Below are 18,346 nucleotides of genomic sequence, written 5' to 3'. Positions count from 1 at the left end.
ACCGAATCAACGCTCGGCGGCGAGCGGGTGCACGCGCATGCCCTCGCGCAGGCTGTGCACGCCGGCGGTGACGATGCGCTCGCCGGGCGCGAGGCCGCTCAGCACGGTCACGTCCGCACCCTGAAGGGCGCCGGTCTCGATGGTGCGGCGGCTGACCTTGCCGCTTTCCGGGTCCACCACCCAGACCGTCGGCGTACCGTCCGCGGCGGCGACGACAGCGGCGACGGGGACGAGCACGGGTGCCGCGCCGTCGGCAACGTCCTCGCCCTCGCCGTCAGTCAGGGCTGCGACGGTATCCGGCAGCACCGCCACGCCCATGCCCGGCAGCACCCGCAGGTCCGGCGGCGGTGTCAGGCCAAGCACCACCTCGTAGGTCTGGGTCTGCGGGTCCGCCTCGGTGGCGAAGGACTTGAGGGTCACCGGCAGGCGACGCTCCGGCAGGTCGTCGAACACCGCAAACCCCGCGGCGCGCCTCGGCTCGCCCCGCACCACACGTTCCGGCACGTGGATGACGATCTCCAGGGCATCCGGATTCTGCAGGCTCACCACCGGCTCCTTGGCCTGCACGTTCTGGAAATTGTCGGCAAGCCGCCGGGCGACGATGCCGGCGAAGGGCGCCGTGAGCCGGGTATCGGCCAAATCCTTCTGTGCCGCCGCGAAGCGCGAGCGCGCCACCTCCATGGCGGTGCGCTTGCGGTCGACCTCCGCCCGTGCAACCGCCTGGCTCCGCTCCCAGAGCCGGCGCACCCGCTCGTACTCGGCGGTGGCGGCATCCAGCTCCGCTTGCGCCACGTCCAGCGCCGTCTGATAGGCGGCCGGGTCCAGCCGCGCCAGCAGGGCGCCGGCCTTGACCGCTTCACCCTCGGCCACCGGCAGCTCGACGATCTGCCCCGGCACGTTGAAGGCCAGCTCCACCCGCTGCACCGCCCGCACCCGGCCCGGGAAGCGCAGGTCGCTGCTCAGCTCCGCCGCGCTCACAACCTGCATCTGAGCCGGGCGGGAGACCTCGGTGGGCTCGATTGGGGGCGGCGTCGGCGCCTCGCAGCCGGCAAGCGCCAGAGCCAGCAGGGACATGACGGTGACCCTGCGCCGCCAGCCAGTGCTGCGAGGAGGGCTGCAGACCCGCTCGGGCGAGTCGACGGTCATGGGATGCTGGGGCATGCTGAGAAGGGTGGCGTCAAAACCTCGAATTCTGGGCGTCTGGGCCGCACGTCGCTCGCCAACGTCGCCCAAAATGGGCAGCGCCGATTGCGCCGACGCCGAATCGTTCACCAGTTCCAGGGCAGCATGCGTCCGGCGCGCCCCATGGTCGAATCCACGCCGGCGGCCATGATCGCCATCTGGCCGCGCATCCCCTGGACTTCGGTGGCCAGTACCGGCAGCGCGTCCATCTTCCGGTCCATCGCCGCCAGCCGGGTGTTCATGACGCGGATGTCGTCTGCCATCGCTGCAACGACACGGTACAGCGCCGGCATGACTTCGACGGAGCGGCTCATGCTGGACAGCACCAGGGCCACAGTCGCGCCGCTGTCGAAGTCGGGCGACACTTGCACGTATTCCCGCACCAGTGCCGCCTGCGTTTCGAATTGCTCGAGCCGCGCGCGCTCGGCAGGCTCCAGATTCGCAAGCAGGCGATTGCGTCGCGCCAGAGCGGCTTCGGGATCGGTCTGCGCGACCCTCGGCGGCGCGATCCGCGCCACAAAGTCCGTTGTGGCGCTCTGGGCGAGGTATATGCCGCCGCCGAGCATCACCAGAACGGCGACGACGAGCCCGACGCGCAGCCTTCGCTCGGCGCGACGGGCGGCCTCATAGCGCGCCTCGAAGTGCCGCAGGGCTGCGGTCAGCTCGGTAATGGCCGTTGCCGTCTGGGCCTGCTGATCGGTTGGATTAGGCATCTGGAGCCTCCGGGGCGGACAGCTTTCGGGCGGGAGCGCGACCGCATTGACGGTGGGGTGAAACGGGGGCCATCTGCAACGCGAGTTGTCTTACCCCCGCCGCCGACAGTCGCCGAGCACATTGCAGTCCACCACCCGCCGAAGCACCGCTGTGCCAGCCATCGCGTCGCCGCGCCTCAGACGGCGACATCTCGCTGCTTCACATGCTCGGCGTAGGAGCGCTCGTCTTCGGGGAAGTTTCGCTTGAAGAACTCGATCGCGAGCTCGTCATTCGGGGTCGTAGCCAGCGCTTTGAATGAAGTTCCCGTCAGACGCATACCTCTCCTGACGCTCCAGACGATAAGACTGAACAGCAGAGCGCCATACACCAGGGCCGCGAACAATTGCGTGGCGGGATCCTGGCCAAAGAGCTCGGGGACAGACTTGACATCGGTAATCACGGTCGCGCTGGCCAGATCCTCCCACCACTCCGCAAACAGCGTATAGGGGAGATAGCCCAACAGGAACCCAGGGAATGCGGCCATTGCGGTGGCGTACCCGAGGCCGAGCCGCATGTAGGTTCGGATCTCGCAGCCGATCATTGCCACTGAGCCGAACCCCTGCATCAGGGCACCCAGAACCATGACCCAAGTGGCGGTGTTCTGAAAGGGCAGCTCCCTGCCGAAAAGCTGCCAGCCGATCATGATCGCCACCCAGAGAATGACGAACTCGATGAAGATGGCGGTGAACGGCGACATCGACCCGAACATATACCGGGTCGCCCCGGAGATCCGCCACTGACCCTCAAACAGGCTGCAGCCGCGCTTCCGGTCATGCTTTAATCCCATAGAAATCTCAGGGGTCATCATGGCGCATTCTGTGCCGAAGCCGGTCTTTGCCATGCCGATCCCGGCGACGATTCCGACCAAGATGAGCCAAATGGCCGCACCCCAGCCGAAGTTGACGATCGCGTGCTGCCATCCCACTTGACCCTCAAGCGGGTCGTGCAGAAAGGAGCCGACGATGGCGTTGGCAAAGAATAGGAGCGCAAACACCACGATCCCGATCTGCAGCCAATTCCTGCCCGGCTTGTAGTCTTTACTCATGTCCCAGGCAATCCCGTCCAGCCACATCTTACCGCCGTGCTCGTAGCCGTACCGGGCGGTCCCGCGGTTCTCTTGCCCTTTGAACGCGTTGCCGACGCCGAGCTTCGTTATCCAGTAGAAGGTCAGGAAGCCGGCGGGCAGGATCGACACCACAAAGATCAGGGATGCAACCGACATCGACGAGATACCGCCAAGGAAGTGGTGGGTGGTGCAGCCATCGGCCAATCGCGTCCCCAGGCTGAACACCAGGCCACCCCAGAAGGCCAGCCACAGATTGGCTCGGGGATACCGCCGCCAGCTGCGCGACTCCCGCTCCATTCGGGTCACCAGCCAGGCGCCGAGGACGATGCCGATGATGCCCCAATGAACATCGGGCCGGTAGGCGCGCGACCACCAATCCAGCCCCGGTGCAAGCGTCTGCTCCAAGGCGGAGGTCATCTGTACCAGGCCGGTCGTGAGGTGGATCGGCTTGCCGAAGGCAACGTAATGCATCACCTCGGCGATACCAACGAAGACACCACTGACCCAGAAAGGCCATTGCTTGCGAAGGCTGAGCTGGAAATTCATACGACCCTCCTTTTCAGAACCATTGCAGAGCCATTGCAGAACTATTGCAGAACCATTGCAGGAGCGTTGCAGAACGAAGGACGCCTTGGACTGCCGACCCAGCCCTACACGCAGATCAGCGCGAGCTTGGCGTCGCCACAGGTACGATGGTGGCTCTCGGGTAGGGGTTTGGAACTTTAGGCATGATCACAACCGCGTAGACTCAGGTCAAACGACTCGGCACCCAAAATGGGCGTGATCGCTTTCTTGATGAACCATGGACCGAGCCGGCCGCAGATGCCTGGCTGCGCGCCGACGCCGGGCTCTGAACTGGCATTCCTGCACCCAAATTGGGCGCCCGGCCTGTGCGTTTTGCGCTCGACGCGGATAGCCTTACGGATCGACTTGAGGTGCTCCAGGGGAGCGTCAATCGATTGGCGCCTCCCTGCGGCGATAACGCCCGATACGGGCAGCTCGAATAAAGCGAGTTGCTTTTGCGCGACAGGATGTCCTGCTATGTCTCAAGCGCCTTGGCGTTCGAGAGACGGAGCGAAGCGAAAACCGCGTTTTCACTTCACGTCTCCAAATAGGCCATTGCAGGCATGTTGCGAGGCCCCGATCACTCGCTGTCTCCCGGGCGCGAGCGCCCGGCCGACAGTTGAACGAGCCCAGGTACCGACATCAGCCACACGCAGACGAATGAACCCCATCAACACGCGCTGCGTTTTCGGCCTTGCGCTTGTCTTGTTGCTGCTCGGCGTCTGGAGCGGCTCGGCTTGGTCCGCTATGCCTACTGAGGTACAGACGGCCTTTCGCCCGGCCTTGAACAGCTACCAGGATGCTGAGCTTGACGGGATCTCAGCGCGACTGCTCCACCGGATCCAAGCAAGCGCCATTTAATCTGGGCGCCACGCTCATCTTCCTGTACGCCGTCATCCACACGTTTATGGCGAGCCGGTTTACGGCCATGAGTCAGGCCCGGCGCCAGGCACACCAGGAAAGAATCCGCCTCGGTGAGGCGCGCGAAGCAACCGGCGATCTGTTGGCCGGTGTCTACCACTTTCTCGGCGAGGTAGGGGTCGTTTTCGGGCTCTGAATCATTCCGCTGATGCTGGCAATCACGCTGTTCTACGACTGGGCAACCCTGGTGCAGTATATCGATCATGGCGTTGATCTGACCGAGGCGGCCTTTGTGGGCGTCATGATGGTGCTGGCCGCCACCCGGCCGATCCTAAGGCTGGGCGAGCAGATCATGACGCGCATCGGCCGCCTTCTCGGCGGCACTCTGGCGGCCGTTTGGATGATCGTGCTGACAGTCGGCCCGCTGCTCGGTTCGATCATCACGGAGCCCGCGGCGATGACGGTCTCGGCACTGCTGCTGTCGCAGAAATTCTACGATCTGCGCCCCAGCAACCGCCTAAGGAAGCGCTCGACAAGCGCTTCGAGGAGATCACCCGCTACCAAAAACGCCGATTCCGACCTTTGCTGCTGTCCGAGGCGGAGCGTAGCGAGTTTCGCGACCCCGATTGGGACCAGCGTGAAGATGCCGTGCCCGTCTGGATCACGCTCGTTCATCTCCTCTTCATGGCCTGGACCATCATTAACGCCCATCATGGCGCCCTGTTCAGCCTCGGGCTTTTGTTCTTTCTCGGCTTCGCGCAGGTCACCGCACAGCATCAAAATCGCATCGATCTGCAAACACCGCTGTTGGTCGGGTTCTTCCTGGCCGGGTTGGTCATCCACGGCGGCTTACAGGGTTGGTGGATTGCGCCCGTCCTCGGGAGCCTGAGCGAGGTTCCGCTGATGCTAGGTGCGACCCTGCTCTCGGCGTTTAACGACAACGCGGCGATCACCTATCTCAGCACCTTGGTGCCTGGGTTCACCGACAGCTTGAAGTACGCGGTGGTGGCGGGCGCTGTCACCGGCGGCGGCCTGACCGTGATTGCCAACGCACCCAATCCAGCGGGCCAATCGTTGCTCAAGAAGCACTTCGATGACGTCGTGGCGCCGCAGGCCCTGTTCTTGGCGGCTCTCGCGCCGACCAGCATCCTTTGGCTCTGCTTCGCGTTTCTGTGAGCGAGGTACTGATGGGGCCTGGATCACGCGGAGCTGAACCGTTCCGGGGTTTCTGTCGATCACAACAAGCGAGATCATCCAATGTCCACAACACCGCAGACGAACTATGCTACTGGCGCGCGCGATCCCCGCCGCTGGTGGGTCCTCTTTGCCTGCGTACTCGCCGTGCTGACGGTGGCCCTGCATTCGGGAATGCTGACGCTGCTGGTGCCGGCGATCCAGAACGAGCTCGACGCCACCCAGGCCCAGATCGGCCTGATGACGAGCATTTCGGCACTGATGCTTACGCCTTCATCCTCGTCGGCGCGATGCCCGGCGACCTCTACGGCCGCAAGCGCTGCATGCTGCTGGGCACTGGTGGCATGGTGCTTGCCGCCGTGCTCTGCACGGTTGTCCCGGGGGGCCAACGCGCTGATCGCGGTCGTCTTCCTTTCAGCATCGCGGTGGGGATGTTCGCGAGCCGGTTTGCGCCGCGGGTGCTGATCAGCGGCGGAACCGCGCTGTGCGCGCTGGACCTGTTGCTGTTCGCAAGCCTTCTCGCACCTGACATAGCGCTTGGGCCTGCTTAGTGGTCGTTGGGGAGCTGGGCGACCTCGGCGGGGTCCAGGCTGGTCATCATCGCCATGGCCGCATCGTCGAGCCCGCTGCGGCTGATCCGCTGGTCGACGGCACTTGGGCGATCGCGCCGCCTGCTCCTATTGCCTGGCCCGGACTCCTGCGCCAGCGTTTTGCCAGCTGATGATGCCCGACAGGCCTGAAATGCCCACGTTGGTCCTGCGAAACGTCCCCGAAGACCTCTATCTGCGGCTCAAGGAGACGGCGGCCGAGCATCGTCTGTCGATGACCCAATAGGCCATCGTCCGGCTTGGCGCCGCTTTGGATGGGCGGGCGGATGCGTCCGCCAGGCCGGATCCGGATGCGACGCTTGACTGGTTGCGTCGAGAGGTGTGTTCCCTGCCGTTGATCGAGCGTCGCGACGATGATGCCATCCTCGGCTACAACGCCGATGGCCACTTCGATTGATCTTGCCGTCGACACCAGTGCGCTGACCGCCATCCTGCTGGGCGAGGTCGAGGCGCCGTCGTTGTTGGGCAGGTTAAAGGCCGCAGCGGCCATTGGTCTGTGTGCACCCAATCGTACCGAGCTCTTGGTGGTGATGCAGAGCCACCTCGGCGATATCGGCGTCGAGCGCGCCAAGGAATTTCTCGCCATGGAGCAGGTCGCGACCGTCCCGCTCGACGCAGACCTCGCCGATGCCGCCGCCGACGCCTATCGCCGCTTCGGCAAGTGGCGGCATCCGGCCGGCCTCAACTTCGGAGACTGCTTCTCCTACGCGCTGGCGATCCGCGAGCGCGCACCCCTCCTGTTCAAGGGCAATGACTTTGCCAAGACCGACGTCAGGACGGCGCATTGACCACACTCTGGCCCGTCCATGCTATTGACTTAAGCCTAGCCGGCAGCGCAGAGGCCACTCGCCGGCTAAAGCCTGCGCACCCCGGGGCGGCGCTCTCTGTGGTGCGCCGGCTAAAGCCTGCGAGTATCCCGCAAGGTTCGGTCCTTCAGTCAACGGCAGTGACCCCGGCCCGTCCCCGTCCCTGTCATCAGCGCAGACACCAGGCATAGCAGTGCCCATCCTCGACCTCGGCCCCCTAGACCACCTTCTCGAAGCCCGGGAATGCCCGGCCGAAGGCCCACCAGGGCGCGCAGTTAGCTGATCCAGGATCCGTCGGCGGCGCCCAGGCGCTCGCCAGGCATGACGGTGGGGATGCCGGGCGGGTAGGGCAGCAGGCCGACGCCGACGGCCGTGTCGGGGATCCGGTCGAGCGGGAGCAGGTCGGCGTCGCCGTCCTGGAGCCGGGGGTCACGGGGTTCAGGTCACGGGGGTCATCAAGGGGGTCTCACATCACAGGCCCCACATCACACACCACGATGTTACGTGTGAGACCTGCCGCGCCCCGTGACCCCGCCCCGCGCGCGGAAACCCCGCCCCGCGCTGCTGACCCTCGGGGGTTGCCTGATCAGCATGCGGCGGATAGTCTTGGTAGCGGCGGCTGATGCGAGCAGCCGGGGAGCGTCGTTGGCGCTGGCGGGTCGCCTTGGTCGCGATCGTCCGTTGAATTAGTCGTGGTCTGTCCCGGAATAAGCTCCCAAAGTGGGTGCTCCATCTGCCGTCCGCGAGCATGGTGCGCAATGCTGGACTGTGCTGCGCTAAGCTTTCCCGACACTTGACTATCAGCGAAGAGGCATTTACGGCAATGACCAAGCTTTTCCCTATTAATGCGCTTGCGTTTTTCATTACCTTGAGTGCCCCATCGGCTTACTCCGCGACAATACCGATTGACGGCCTTCTTTACCAATACGCATTCGATGATTATGGATTTATCGACGCAGGCCAAATCAACAATTCGGCACCAGAGGCTGCGGGTGCAGGCCCCAGTCCCACTTATGGCAACGGGTCAGTCTCACACGGAAACCAAGACCTCAGATATTCAGTCCCGAACAACGCTGCGTCCGGATTCGTTTTACGTGCCACGGACCAGAACTATGGCAAGATATCTTCCGGGTACTATCCCAACACGGACAGCTTTACCTTTTCCGCAAACTTCCGACTGGATACTTTTTCCTCAGAGCATGCCTCTACTAACTCTGACGGCGACACATCGTATTTCACTCCGCTACTCGTGATTCAAGGCGGAGACTTTCGAGAAGGCGCACACTTGGGGATCAACAACGCAACCGAGGAAATTTTCTGGAACGTTCAGGCCGGCGCTTACACTGAAAGCACCATGACCCGAACAGCGGCCCCTTTCACGGTGAAAGATCTTTCTAAATGGCATAATGTAACTGCGGTATGGGATCGCTCAGCCGCAGAATCGCTACTCTACCTCGATGGTGTCCTCAGAGAACGGTCGCCAGCAAGCTCTCTATCGCCTATCGAGCCATCCTGGGATATGCTAATAGGAGCTTACAGGTACAGTTCGGCCCGCGGTGGTTACGACTCTCCATATCGGTCTGGAGATGCATTGATAGATGACGTGCGTATCTACAATCGCGCCCTATCACCCGAGGAATCATTTGAACTCGCGGTAAACATGTCTCCGCGGATCGGTCTAGGAAGTGAAGTTCTTGTTTCGTTTGATGGTGACCAGCGAACGTTTTCGGTTCCGGTTGGATACCAGAATGCCATCGATCAAACAGGCCTTGCCTTGAAGAGCGGAGCAGAAGTACAAGCAAACGCTTCTGTCTCCTCGCAGTATCTCGCTAGCTCCAAGGCTCTCGATGAGGTCTTGAAGGCAACACCGTATGAAGTCCAGACCGTCGTTGCGGAGAAGGTCGCCACTAATGCCCTTGGAACATATGCGAACGCCGCCCTGCAGGGCCTAGTAAATACCAGCTTGGCTGCTTTGGTGCGTGGTGGGACTGTGTCGCCGGAGTCTGTGGGACAAGAACTCCTCAACATTATGACTAGCGAACACATGCTGACTTCGCAGTTGTATCTTGGCATGGCAGAAGGCTTTGCCCTAATGATGGATGGGTTTATTGACGATTTCGTGCTTGCGCGAAATGAAATCATTGGTGCGCTTAATTCGAACGCGGTTATCCCGGTGTCTAAGATCGAGACGGCCAGGAATTTGAAGCGCGAAATTGACGTCGCAGCATTCATCGTAGCTGAGCTTGCCGATGCTGCGTTCCCTGGCGAACCATCGGAAAGCGTTGCGAAGAACTTCTGGACTGCTGTAGAAAACGTGGCTTGGGATGCGATCAAGTCTTTTGCCAGTGAGGCGAAACAGGCCGAATCGATAATAGAGGTCGCAGACGACGTAAGGAATATCGATGACATCTCAAAGTTGGTGCTAGACTTAACTGATGTCCAGGCAAAAGCCAAGAACAGCCCGTTTGAGTTTTTGAAAGAGTACGAAAATCTCGCGCGAGAGCGCGGCTTCGTATACGGCACAGCTCCGCAGGATCCCGAGAGAATATCTCGCATACCTCCAGATTCCGTTGGTACCGTTAAGTTTCCTCATAATGTCGCAAGTGATGGCGCCAATGCGAAGCTCTTCGATTTCGACGTCGCAGAGGGGGCCGGGGTGCGTGTGGATCCACCGATAGCGGTTGGGTACGACTTTCGCACGGGCGACGGCGACCCGAACTTTATGGGAGTTAAGTTGCCAGTTATTGAGGATACACTGTACGATCTATGGCTTTTCGATAACGTAGGGAGCGCATTCGACACAGGTATTGACTTGACCGGCGGCGTTTGGTTTGACTTTACCACTGGGCTCTCTGCATTCGGTGTTGGCGTAGGCGGCATCAATGCGTTTAGAATTCTTGGAATTGAAACCGACGACGCTGAATGGTTTGTGAGTGAACTCTATTTTGTAGAATCAGGCAGGTTTACCGGCTCGCAGACGCCGGTCTTTGGGAGCGCCGGAGTGCCGACGCCGAGCGCTCTGCTTCTTCTCATTACGGGCATCGTCCTTTTGCATGGGCAGTATAGGCAATGGTTTCAGGGTGATGCGTACGTCAACAGTTTAAAGGGAACCTCGAAAAATAGCGTTTCGCGATGCGTCAGGCGCGCGCTGGTCGAGGCGGGGGCACGGTTCGAGCGCGAGCGCACCGTAGTAGCACTGCGCGTGTATGATCGCGAGCGATAGCAGAGACCGGAGACCGTGGGGGGGAAGTCTCACACGTAAGGAGACCGTGGGGGTCAAGTCTCACACGTAACATCGCGGTGTGCGATGCGGCACACTTCCGGGGCAGGTCTCACACGAAACGTCGTGGTGTGCGATGTGAGACCTGCACCTGCGGTGCAGGAGGCTTCAGATGCGTGATTGCAAGACCTATCCCCAGAGGCTTCATGCTGGTCGAACCAGGCCCGCAGGAGGCGCCCCTGTGACGCGTCCCGCCGCTCGATGAGCAGGATGCCGATCGCCAGTTCCTGAAGGCTGATGACCGATAGGAACAGGTCGCTCGTTTGGACCGGCTCGGCCCAACGCGCTACGCCGGCATCGGCCTTGCCAGATCGGACCTTGCGCAGCTCCGACACGACGTTGGTGTCGAGCAGAAACATCAGGACAGATCGGCTGCCCGGGCGACGTCTTGCAACTGCGGCGGCTCGAAATCGATGTCTTCGACGCCGGGCATGGCGAGTAGATCGGCAATATTGCGATCTGTCCCGCAGAGTCTGCGGTAGTCGTCTATCGACAGCAGCACATAGCTCGCGCGGCCTTGGTCGGTGATGAAGACCGGCCCTTGATCGGCGGCGTGGAGCTGCGCGGTGATCTGTTCGGCAGAGATGTTCATGTCGTGGCTGCGCTGGGGGCACAGTGGGCGAGGCTGTTGGGTCGGAAATCTCGTGATGCCGGACAGTGTAGTGGATCGTCCACCAGCGAAAAAGCGGCCATCCGGCCGCTTTCTTGTCGCTCAGTCCACGCCGGCGGAACCGCGCTGCTCGCGCTGGCCCTGTTGCTGTTTGCGGGCTTGCTCGGCCCGGACATCGGTACTTGGACATTGGTGCCGCCCATGCTGGTGCTGGGCGCCGCTTACAGCATCGCCAATATCCCTCGGATGAAAAGACCGCGGGGATCAGGTCTCAGACGTAACATCGCGGTGTGCGATGTGAGACCCCCGCGGTGTGTTTACCCACGGCATTGACCGCATGTTCGTCGTCTCGATCGGCATGCTGACGCTGGCGTTGCTGACCTGGGTCGGCTTGCGGCCACGCCGGTGGCGCCGGTGAATACGCTGACCTTTACTGTCTATCCTGAGCCAGCGACGCTTTACTCCCGCGCTTGACCGCGGCCGAGCAGATCACGCGCATCGGCATTCTCCCGGTCGGCCTGCGCCAGGCGGTCCAGCGCGCCGGTGTCCGTGATACTGAGATCGGCGATGGACTCGGGGGCAAGATCGTGGGCGGCGACGCGGTTGCGATGCATGGCGGCCTGGGGATCGTCCATAGTGTAGACGCGGCTGATCGGTGGTGGGCGCAGGGCGCCCTCGTCCTGCACCATCGCGCGCAGGATGCGGATTGCCTCGCCGCGGGCGCGGGCGAAGCTGGTTTCGGTCTGGTCGATCCAGGCGGCAAAACACAGCTCGACATCACTGCCATCCTTTTCGTCGATCCAGACGTCGCTGGCGGGGTCATCGAGCACGAAAGGCAGGGTAGCCAGCTGCTCCTGTGCGCGGTCGCGGAGTCGGGCCATGTCGGCAGTCGGGTCGATGTCGATGGAGAAGGTGAAGCGGCGCTCGGGGTTGCTGGTGAAGTTGACGATGCGCGACTTGAAGACGGTCGCGTTTGGTACGCGGATCATGTTGCCGTCGAGGGAGAGCAGAATCGTGGCGCGCGAGGTCAAGCGCACGACCTTGCCCACATCCCCCTCGATCTCGACCAGGTCGAAGGGGCGGAATGGCTGGCGGATGGACAGCATGATGGACGCGATGAAGTTCTCGACCGTATCCCGCACGGCAAAGCCGATGGCGAGACCGATGACACCCGCGGCGCCAAGGATCGAGCCGAGCAGCGCCGTGGCGTCGAGCATGTCGAGCGCGACAACCAGCCCGGCAATCAGGAAGACAAGCCGCACGAGCTGCCGGTAGATGCCGGCGATAAAGGTGTTGGGTGCGATGCGTGCCCAAATCGGTAGTGCCCCTGTCAGCCGGCCGAGCAGATAGATGGCAAGCAGGCTGGCCAGCGCCACGCCAATCAGTGGCAGCGCAGCGAGCGTCTGCGCGGCGCGCTGTATGAAGCGGTCGAGTGAGGGCAGGAGCCGCTCTTCGAGCCCGGTCGCGGTGGTCAGCCGGTTATTGATGGCTGCAACTCCGTCGATCCGGGTGACGATCTGCGCGAGACGTGCAAGCGATGTGTTGTCCCGCGTCTCGCCGGTGAGGGTGACGACACCCGACTCGACCGTCAGCTCAACGCCATCGTAGCCGTCCAGCTCGTCAAGGATCGTCCGCAGGCGCTTGGCGATGGCATTGTCCGTCGCCGGGTTGTGCGGGGCACTGATCGGACTCTCGGGTTGAGAGGGTGCTTCCGTCTGTGCGGCGGCGGGTGTCGCACAGACGAGCAGCACGCAAAGGGCGCCGAAGAGCGGCCGCGTGATCTGGTGCATTGCGGTGTTCCCTTTGGTGAAGGGTCAACGACGGTCGGCGCTCCGATGATCGGGGCCACGTCGCGCCGTCCGGTCCCCTTGGGTGTTTGCGGCTGTGATGGCGTCTCGATCACATTCCGGGTCCACCGGCGACCGCATAGCTTGAGCGCCCGGCTCGCATGCTGCACGTCCGCAGTGCCCGGAATGGGCGGGGCCGTCAACGTTGCGGCCACTGCTGCGCGCCGTGAAGAACGCGCAGTATCACGATCTCGTTGTCGGAGACTGTGTATGGGACGAGGTATGGGGTGCCTGTGACCATGAGCTCGCGGGTGTCGAGGACCCGACCCGGTCGGCCCAGGCTGGGATTGTCGGCAAGGCGTTCGATGGATATGCGTATGCGTTGCGCGATCCGCGCCGCGGCCGTTGGATTGTCCCGCGCGATGTAGGCGCGAAGATCTCGCAGATCCCGCCGGGCGAGCCGATGCCAACGGATTCTCATTCGGCAGGATCGATCTCGTCCGGCCCGCCCCAGGTGTCCAGTGCGGCAGCGACATCGCCGTGGTCCACCAGTCCCGCCTCGCCACGCGAGAGCTCATCCATCGCTTCCTGGATGGCCGCGACCTGCCATGCCTCGGACTCGGCATAGCGCTCGATGGCATGCGACATCAGCGCACCGCGGGAGCGGCCGGTCGCTTTTGCAATGGCCGCCAAGCGTTGCAGCGTAGTCTCGTCCAAACGGACGGACACAGTACCTCTCGGCATGTTGCACCTCGTGTGTTGCGCTGTGTTCTCCGAGGTTCTAGCACGGGGCCGACGGGCCGGCAAGCCACCCTCGGCGAGGCTGAGGATCGCGTGGGCGGGCAACCCTGGGGGTTGCACATGTGGTGCTCCGCCGCGCCCGGCCGGCTGCGGCTCGCGGCGGGCGCCGGCGGCGTCAACGCCCCTGTTCCGGGGCGCCGGGCCGGGTCCGCGGCGGCGCGAGATAGAGCCGGATGATCAGCACGAGTGCGACGATGGCGCCCAGGTTGACCAGCGACACCGCCGGCGACAGGCCGATGCCCTCGCGGCGCTCCGCCGGCGGCTCGAAGGCGATCATGGAGGTCGGCAGGCTCGGGTCCAGGCGCACGCTGACGTCCAGTGCGTCGCGGAGGCGTGCCACGGTGCCGGCGGCCACGGGCAGGTTCTGGCCGATGGCGGCGGAGCCGGGCCCCACCACGCCCACGGCGTCGGTGGGGTCCGAGCGGCCCGCGGCGAGCACCACCTGGCTGCCGACGCTGGCGAGCGGTGCGGACTGCCCCGGGTAGGTGCCGGCGGGAATGGTCACCGGCTGCAGGAAGGGGAAGGCGAGGCGGTTGCCCTGGACCTCCCAGCTGTCCACGGCGGCGAGGCGCAGGCCCTCGGCCAAGAGCTCGCCGATGAGCGGATGGCCGGTCTCGGCCATGACGAGCAGGCCGTCCAGCTCGCCGTCGCGCACTTGGACCCCCTGGGCGCGGAAGGCGGCGAGGCCCTCGGCATCCGTCGGCACCAGGGCCGCGCGGGCGGGCTCGACGCCGGACTCGACGAAGATGGCCGTCCGTGCGGTGATGCCGTCGGCGGGGCCGACGCCGATGCGTGCCTCGGGGCCCCAGACCGCGCCGTCGGCATCGGGCCGGGTGAGCAGATGCAGCGTATCGAAGCCCACCGGCACCAGGGCGTCCGCCTCGCCGCGCTGGGGCTTCCCGCGGGCCGTGTCGAGGGTGAAGAGCGCGGGCCCGGTCACCAGCGCATAGCGCACATCCCCAGCCAGCAGGGGCGCGAGCGGGTCTGTGACCCGGCGCACCTCGATGCGCCGGCCGGGGAAGGCCTTGCGCAGCGCGAGCACCACGTCCGCGGCCTGCCCGGCGACGGCATCGAGCCGCCCCACGGCGATGCCGAAGGGCCGTGCCAGGGTGCCGTCGGTGGCCGGCGGCAGGGTCGGGTCCAGGAAGCGGGCGACCACGGCGAAGGGGTCCGCGCCGAGCGTGGTCACCTCCGCCAGCATCTCGCGCATGGCCTCGGTGGACACCCGGTCCTCCAGGCTCGCCAGCGCCGGAGCGAGATCCGGGCGGCGCGCCAGCAGTCCCTTGCGGGTGATCGGGGCCGCGGCATAGGCCGGGAAGAAGTCGCGGTCGTCGTCGATGCGCACCAGGCCGAACTCGGCGATCTGAGGGTCGGTGCTGAAGCCCACGGCGAGGTCGATGTCGCCGTCGAGCAGGCTGGCGTAGAGCCGGTCCTTGCCCTCCGCCGAGCTCGGCACCAGCAGGGCCGGCTCGGCGCGCAGCCCGTAGCGGCGGCTCAGTGGCTCGAAGCCGTCCACCGGCCGCGCCCGGAACTCCTCGGTCATGCCCATGCGCAGTGCCTGGCCCGAAGCGGCCAGCGCGCTCAGGCGTGCCGGCGCCGCGGCGGCCCGGGAGCCGGGCCGCGCCAGCACCACATAGTCGTTGCTGAAGCCGAGCAGCGGCCCGATGCTGAACTCGAAGGGTGCGAGCGCCTCCTCGGCGGCGACGAAGGACGTGGGGTCTTCGTGCACCGGCGGGTGACCGCCCAGCGCAAGAATGGAGCCGGTGTAGTCCACGTAGATGTCGATCTCGCCGACCCAGAGGGCGCCGATGGCCCCCAGGCTGTTGCGGGCGGTGTCGTCCACCTCCGCCGGGATGTCGTGGGCGCGCAGGGTCTGTGCCAGCAGTTGGGCGGTCACCTGCTGCTCCGCGAAGTCCTTGGTGCCCACCACCAGCGGGCGGTCGATCTCGCCGCAGCCGCCGAGGGCCAGGACGGCGAGCAGGGCGAGGGGGCGAAGGCGATTCCGAAGGCGCGGCATCATGACTGGACTTGCCTGGCCGTTGCCGTGGCCCCTTCCTCATCGCGCAGGGTGCGCAGGAAGGCCGCGATCTGCAACAGCAGCACCAACGAGAAGGGGATAGCGCCGCTTACGGCGAGCGTCTTCGCCACCTCCACGCTGCCCGAGAGCAGGGTGCCGATGGTGATGGCCAGGATGATCAGCGCCCAGGTGAGCTTGAGGCCGATGGACGGGTCCAGCGTGCCCTTGCCGGTCATCATGCTGACCACGAAGGTGCCGCTGTCGGCGCTGGTGACCAGGAAGACGAAGATCAGCAGCAGCGCTGCCCAGCTCAGCACCTGCGCCAGCGGGAAGTAATCGAACAGCGCGAACAGCGCCTTGGCCACGTCGTCGAACACCAGGTCCGCCAGCCCGCCCGAGCCCTGCAGCTCCACGAAGAAGCCGGCGCCGCCGAAGGTGGCGAACCAGAGCATGGAGAACAGCGACGGGATGAGCACCACGCCGAGCATGAACTCGCGGATGGTGCGCCCGCGGCTGATGCGCGCGATGAACACCCCCACAAAGGGCCCCCAGGCGAGCCACCAGATCAGATAAGTCAGGGTCCAGCCCGCGGTCCAGTCGGTCAGGCCCTCGAAGGGATAGAGCCGGAAGGACATGGCCGGCAGGTTGTTCAGATAGTCGCCGAGGGTGGTGGTGAAGGTCTCCAGGATGAACCGGGTGGGGCCGACGAAGAGCACGAACAGCATGATGGCCACGGCGATGGCCATGTTGATGTTCGAGAGCACCTTGATGCCCTGGCCGAGGCCGGTGCTGGCGGAGATGAAAAAACACACCGCCAGCACGCAGACGATGACGATGCTGACCCAGTCCGCCTGGGGCACGCCGGCCACCTCGCCGAGGCCGGCGCGCACCTGAAGCGTACCCATCGCGAGCGAGCCGGCGAGACCCAGGATCACGGCCACCACGCCCAGGGTGTCTGCTGCCGTGGCGATCGGCCCGACTAGCCGCCCGCGAAAGGCATAGCGAATAGGCGTGGAAATGAGCCCGGGCGCATTACGCCGGAAGATGAAATAGGCGATCACCAGGGCGCAGACGGCGTAGATGGACCACGCGTGCAGGCCCCAGTGCAGGTTGGTGAGCACCATGGACAGACGCGCCGCCTCCGGCGTGCCGCCTTCGAGCCCCGGCGGGTCGGTGAAGTGGTACAGGGGCTCCGCTGGCCCCCAGAACAGCAGCCCCGCGCCCATGCCGCCTGCGAACAGCATGGCAATCCAGGACACGGTCGAAAACTCGGGCTCGTCGTCGTCGGCGCCGAGCTTGATCTTGCCGTAGGGACCGAGGGCCAGCGCGCCGCCCAGCACCACGAAGCTGGTGCAGAGCATCAGGAAGACCCAGTCCAGCGTCGTCAGCGCGAAGCCGGTCAGCGCGTTCGCGGCGCCCGCGAGCGCGTCCGGCGCCAGCACGCCCCACAGGCCGATGGCCCCGCAGATGAGCACGGAGAGCACGAAGACGGCGCCGAGGGGGCGCCTGGTCGTCGGGGTTTCGGCCATGCGGGTCTCCTGGCGTTGCGGCAGGAGCATCCCGCCATTGCTTGATCGCAGCGCGCTTGGCGCCCCAGCGTACCGTTACGGGAAGGTTTGGGACACCCCTCGGCTGCGGCAAGGTCCAGGCTGCCCAGAATGGGCCGTATCGGCAACGGCTCGCGGATGAATACAGCCTCTCGGTGTGTTTAGCGGTGCGGTCAGCCCTGGGGCGGCGCAACCTCGCACGGTCACCGTGACCTCCGAACGGCACATCCTGAGCACACGACTTGCGCCGCATCCAGCCTGCGCATGATGAGGCCCCAGGCGAGCCGCGGCTCGCCCTGCGGCGGCCGTTCGCGGGGACCTGGAGCGGGTGCCGGTGCGCGCTGTCGGCGGGTCGCAGTCTTGGTCATCAGGTCCAGGACCGTCCGATGTCGCCCAAGGCCCCGAACGGAGGCCGTCTGTGGGTGCAGGGACTCGGTGGGCTCGCCCAAATTGGGCGCAGAGTGCATTGCCCCTCGTCGGCGGATCGCTTTCAATGCGGCCGCCCCGTCCACGCACTCCATGACCGGACAGGCGGCGTGCGCGCCCGCCGGTTGGGTGGCGCCATTGGTCACGTCACCGGTGACGGCTCCTGTAGCGCCCCCGAAGTCGCCGCGCACACTCGCCCTAACGGTCGTGAGTTGCCTTGCGGCGCAACATTCCGCGAACCGGGAGAGGAGATGATGCAGCCTTGTGTCCTAAGTAAAGCCACGCCGATCGGCGCCGGCCTCGGGGTCTTGGTCATGCTGGGTGCCCTGTGGGCCGGCGTAGGCTTAGCCCAGGACGAGAGCGCGGGGCCGGCGGCGGGCGCCGACGCGCAGGCTGCGGCGCCGGCCTATCCCTCGGGCCTCGATGATCCGGCCATCGCACTCGACGAGCTGGAGCTGCGGCTCGTCCCGCTCACCGCCGATGAGCTGGCCCCGCTCGCCGCGGCCTGGCAGGACGAGGCGCGGGCGGCCACCCAGGCTGTGATCGATACGAGCCTCGAGGTCCGCACCGCCGAGGGCGCCGAGGCCGAAGCGCTGCGCCAGGAGCGGCTGGAGCTGGTGGAGGAGCGCGATCGCATCTTCGAGAAGGCGTCGGCCGTGATCGCAAGCCTCGAAGCCAAGGGTGGCGACCCCGCGCATGTCGAGGCCATGCGGGGCTACCTGTCCGCGGTCATCGCCGCCGGGCGCTCGCAGTTGACGGTGCAGGAGTTCGCCGACGGCTTCCTTGCATGGCTGGCCTCACGCGACGGCGGTGTGGCGGTCGGCTTTCGCATCGCCGTCATCGT

The 18,346-nt window shown here is 64.9% G+C and carries 15 protein-coding genes and 2 pseudogenes; 6 read left to right on the top strand and 11 right to left on the bottom strand.

Features of this window, described 5'->3' with window-relative positions:
- Positions 1 to 6 precede the first annotated feature (6 nt).
- The 3 genes from QZ607_RS01045 to QZ607_RS01035 form a co-directional block, all read right to left on the bottom strand.
- Positions 7 to 1,074: an efflux RND transporter periplasmic adaptor subunit gene (locus QZ607_RS01045; protein ID WP_295878625.1), complete on the bottom strand. Its 1,068-nt coding sequence runs from the start codon at positions 1,072 to 1,074 to the stop codon at positions 7 to 9.
- Between the two features lie 194 nt (positions 1,075 to 1,268).
- Positions 1,269 to 1,895, bottom strand: coding sequence for a hypothetical protein (locus QZ607_RS01040; protein WP_295878623.1), 627 nt, complete (start codon positions 1,893 to 1,895; stop codon positions 1,269 to 1,271).
- Between the two features lie 176 nt (positions 1,896 to 2,071).
- On the bottom strand, positions 2,072 to 3,547 hold the full coding sequence (locus tag QZ607_RS01035) for a YeeE/YedE thiosulfate transporter family protein (RefSeq protein WP_295878621.1): 1,476 nt from the start codon (positions 3,545 to 3,547) through the stop codon (positions 2,072 to 2,074).
- An 817-nt stretch (positions 3,548 to 4,364) separates the two neighbouring features.
- On the opposite strand from QZ607_RS01035, the pseudogene QZ607_RS01030 reads away from it, so the two are divergent.
- The 4 genes and pseudogenes from QZ607_RS01030 to QZ607_RS01015 all read left to right on the top strand — a co-directional run.
- Positions 4,365 to 4,889, top strand: a pseudogene (locus tag QZ607_RS01030) (putative Na+/H+ antiporter); the annotation flags it as partial.
- Positions 4,823 to 5,602: a putative Na+/H+ antiporter gene (locus tag QZ607_RS01025; protein ID WP_367268136.1), complete on the top strand. Its 780-nt coding sequence runs from the start codon at positions 4,823 to 4,825 to the stop codon at positions 5,600 to 5,602. The pseudogene QZ607_RS01030 and the gene QZ607_RS01025, both read left to right, overlap by 67 nt.
- A 308-nt stretch (positions 5,603 to 5,910) precedes the next feature.
- Entirely contained in the window at positions 5,911 to 6,171 is a 261-nt protein-coding gene (locus QZ607_RS01020) for a hypothetical protein (RefSeq protein WP_295878617.1), read from the top strand.
- 437 nt (positions 6,172 to 6,608) lie between these two features.
- Entirely contained in the window at positions 6,609 to 7,016 is a 408-nt protein-coding gene (locus tag QZ607_RS01015; RefSeq protein WP_295878615.1) for a type II toxin-antitoxin system VapC family toxin, read from the top strand.
- Positions 7,017 to 7,309: 293 nt separating this feature from the next.
- Here QZ607_RS01015 and QZ607_RS25785 read toward each other — a convergent pair.
- Positions 7,310 to 7,447, bottom strand: a pseudogene (locus tag QZ607_RS25785) (hypothetical protein); the annotation flags it as partial.
- A gap of 410 nt (positions 7,448 to 7,857) precedes the next feature.
- Between QZ607_RS25785 and QZ607_RS01010 the strand changes: the two are divergent.
- Positions 7,858 to 10,257 carry a LamG domain-containing protein gene (locus QZ607_RS01010; protein ID WP_295878614.1) on the top strand — a complete coding sequence of 800 codons (2,400 nt, stop codon included), beginning with the start codon at positions 7,858 to 7,860 and terminating at the stop codon, positions 10,255 to 10,257.
- Between the two features lie 53 nt (positions 10,258 to 10,310).
- On the opposite strand, the gene QZ607_RS01005 is transcribed toward QZ607_RS01010, so the two are convergent.
- From QZ607_RS01005 to QZ607_RS00975, 7 genes are all read right to left on the bottom strand, one after another.
- Positions 10,311 to 10,673 (bottom strand): hypothetical protein, encoded by a 363-nt coding sequence (locus tag QZ607_RS01005; protein WP_295878612.1) that lies wholly within the window; start codon positions 10,671 to 10,673, stop codon positions 10,311 to 10,313.
- The gene (locus QZ607_RS01000) at positions 10,673 to 10,906 is read right to left on the bottom strand and encodes a type II toxin-antitoxin system Phd/YefM family antitoxin (RefSeq protein WP_295878610.1); all 234 of its coding nucleotides are present in this window, start codon (positions 10,904 to 10,906) and stop codon (positions 10,673 to 10,675) included. Before QZ607_RS01000 ends, QZ607_RS01005 begins: the two co-directional genes overlap by 1 nt.
- Positions 10,907 to 11,382: 476 nt before the next feature.
- Positions 11,383 to 12,714, bottom strand: a complete 1,332-nt coding sequence (locus QZ607_RS00995) for a mechanosensitive ion channel family protein (protein ID WP_295878608.1) — start codon at positions 12,712 to 12,714, stop codon at positions 11,383 to 11,385.
- 196 nt (positions 12,715 to 12,910) lie between these two features.
- The gene (locus QZ607_RS00990) at positions 12,911 to 13,192 is read right to left on the bottom strand and encodes a type II toxin-antitoxin system RelE/ParE family toxin (protein ID WP_295878605.1); all 282 of its coding nucleotides are present in this window, start codon (positions 13,190 to 13,192) and stop codon (positions 12,911 to 12,913) included.
- Positions 13,189 to 13,455 carry a CopG family ribbon-helix-helix protein gene (locus QZ607_RS00985; RefSeq protein ID WP_295878603.1) on the bottom strand — a complete coding sequence of 89 codons (267 nt, stop codon included), beginning with the start codon at positions 13,453 to 13,455 and terminating at the stop codon, positions 13,189 to 13,191. Before QZ607_RS00985 ends, QZ607_RS00990 begins: the two co-directional genes overlap by 4 nt.
- A gap of 172 nt (positions 13,456 to 13,627) precedes the next feature.
- Entirely contained in the window at positions 13,628 to 15,529 is a 1,902-nt protein-coding gene (locus tag QZ607_RS00980) for a glycine betaine ABC transporter substrate-binding protein (RefSeq protein ID WP_295878602.1), read from the bottom strand.
- A complete protein-coding gene (locus QZ607_RS00975; protein ID WP_295878601.1) occupies positions 15,529 to 17,058 on the bottom strand; it encodes a BCCT family transporter in 1,530 nt (509 codons plus the stop codon). Before QZ607_RS00975 ends, QZ607_RS00980 begins: the two co-directional genes overlap by 1 nt.
- 698 nt (positions 17,059 to 17,756) lie before the next feature.
- On the opposite strand from QZ607_RS00975, the gene QZ607_RS00970 reads away from it, so the two are divergent.
- On the top strand, positions 17,757 to 18,346 hold a 590-nt coding region (locus tag QZ607_RS00970), incomplete at its 3' end, for a hypothetical protein (RefSeq protein ID WP_295878599.1).

Origin of the sequence: uncultured Thiohalocapsa sp. (genome assembly GCF_913063425.1) — a bacterium.
Taxonomy (GTDB): Bacteria; Pseudomonadota; Gammaproteobacteria; order Chromatiales; family Chromatiaceae; genus Thiohalocapsa.
The sequence above is the reverse complement of the archived record's forward strand: the minus strand, read 5'-3'. Positions and strand labels throughout refer to the sequence as shown.

Coding starts and splice junctions, on each gene's coding strand:
- QZ607_RS00990 (WP_295878605.1), bottom strand. CDS start 13,192: ATGAGAATCCGTTGGCATCGGCTCGCCCGGCGGGATCTGCGAGATCTT.
- QZ607_RS01020 (WP_295878617.1), top strand. CDS start 5,911: ATGCCCGGCGACCTCTACGGCCGCAAGCGCTGCATGCTGCTGGGCACT.
- QZ607_RS00985 (WP_295878603.1), bottom strand. CDS start 13,455: ATGCCGAGAGGTACTGTGTCCGTCCGTTTGGACGAGACTACGCTGCAA.
- QZ607_RS01010 (WP_295878614.1), top strand. CDS start 7,858: ATGACCAAGCTTTTCCCTATTAATGCGCTTGCGTTTTTCATTACCTTG.
- QZ607_RS00995 (WP_295878608.1), bottom strand. CDS start 12,714: ATGCACCAGATCACGCGGCCGCTCTTCGGCGCCCTTTGCGTGCTGCTC.
- QZ607_RS01000 (WP_295878610.1), bottom strand. CDS start 10,906: ATGAACATCTCTGCCGAACAGATCACCGCGCAGCTCCACGCCGCCGAT.
- QZ607_RS01015 (WP_295878615.1), top strand. CDS start 6,609: ATGGCCACTTCGATTGATCTTGCCGTCGACACCAGTGCGCTGACCGCC.
- QZ607_RS00980 (WP_295878602.1), bottom strand. CDS start 15,529: ATGCCGCGCCTTCGGAATCGCCTTCGCCCCCTCGCCCTGCTCGCCGTC.
- QZ607_RS01035 (WP_295878621.1), bottom strand. CDS start 3,547: ATGAATTTCCAGCTCAGCCTTCGCAAGCAATGGCCTTTCTGGGTCAGT.
- QZ607_RS01045 (WP_295878625.1), bottom strand. CDS start 1,074: ATGTCCCTGCTGGCTCTGGCGCTTGCCGGCTGCGAGGCGCCGACGCCG.
- QZ607_RS00975 (WP_295878601.1), bottom strand. CDS start 17,058: ATGGCCGAAACCCCGACGACCAGGCGCCCCCTCGGCGCCGTCTTCGTG.
- QZ607_RS01040 (WP_295878623.1), bottom strand. CDS start 1,895: ATGCCTAATCCAACCGATCAGCAGGCCCAGACGGCAACGGCCATTACC.
- QZ607_RS01005 (WP_295878612.1), bottom strand. CDS start 10,673: ATGTTTCTGCTCGACACCAACGTCGTGTCGGAGCTGCGCAAGGTCCGA.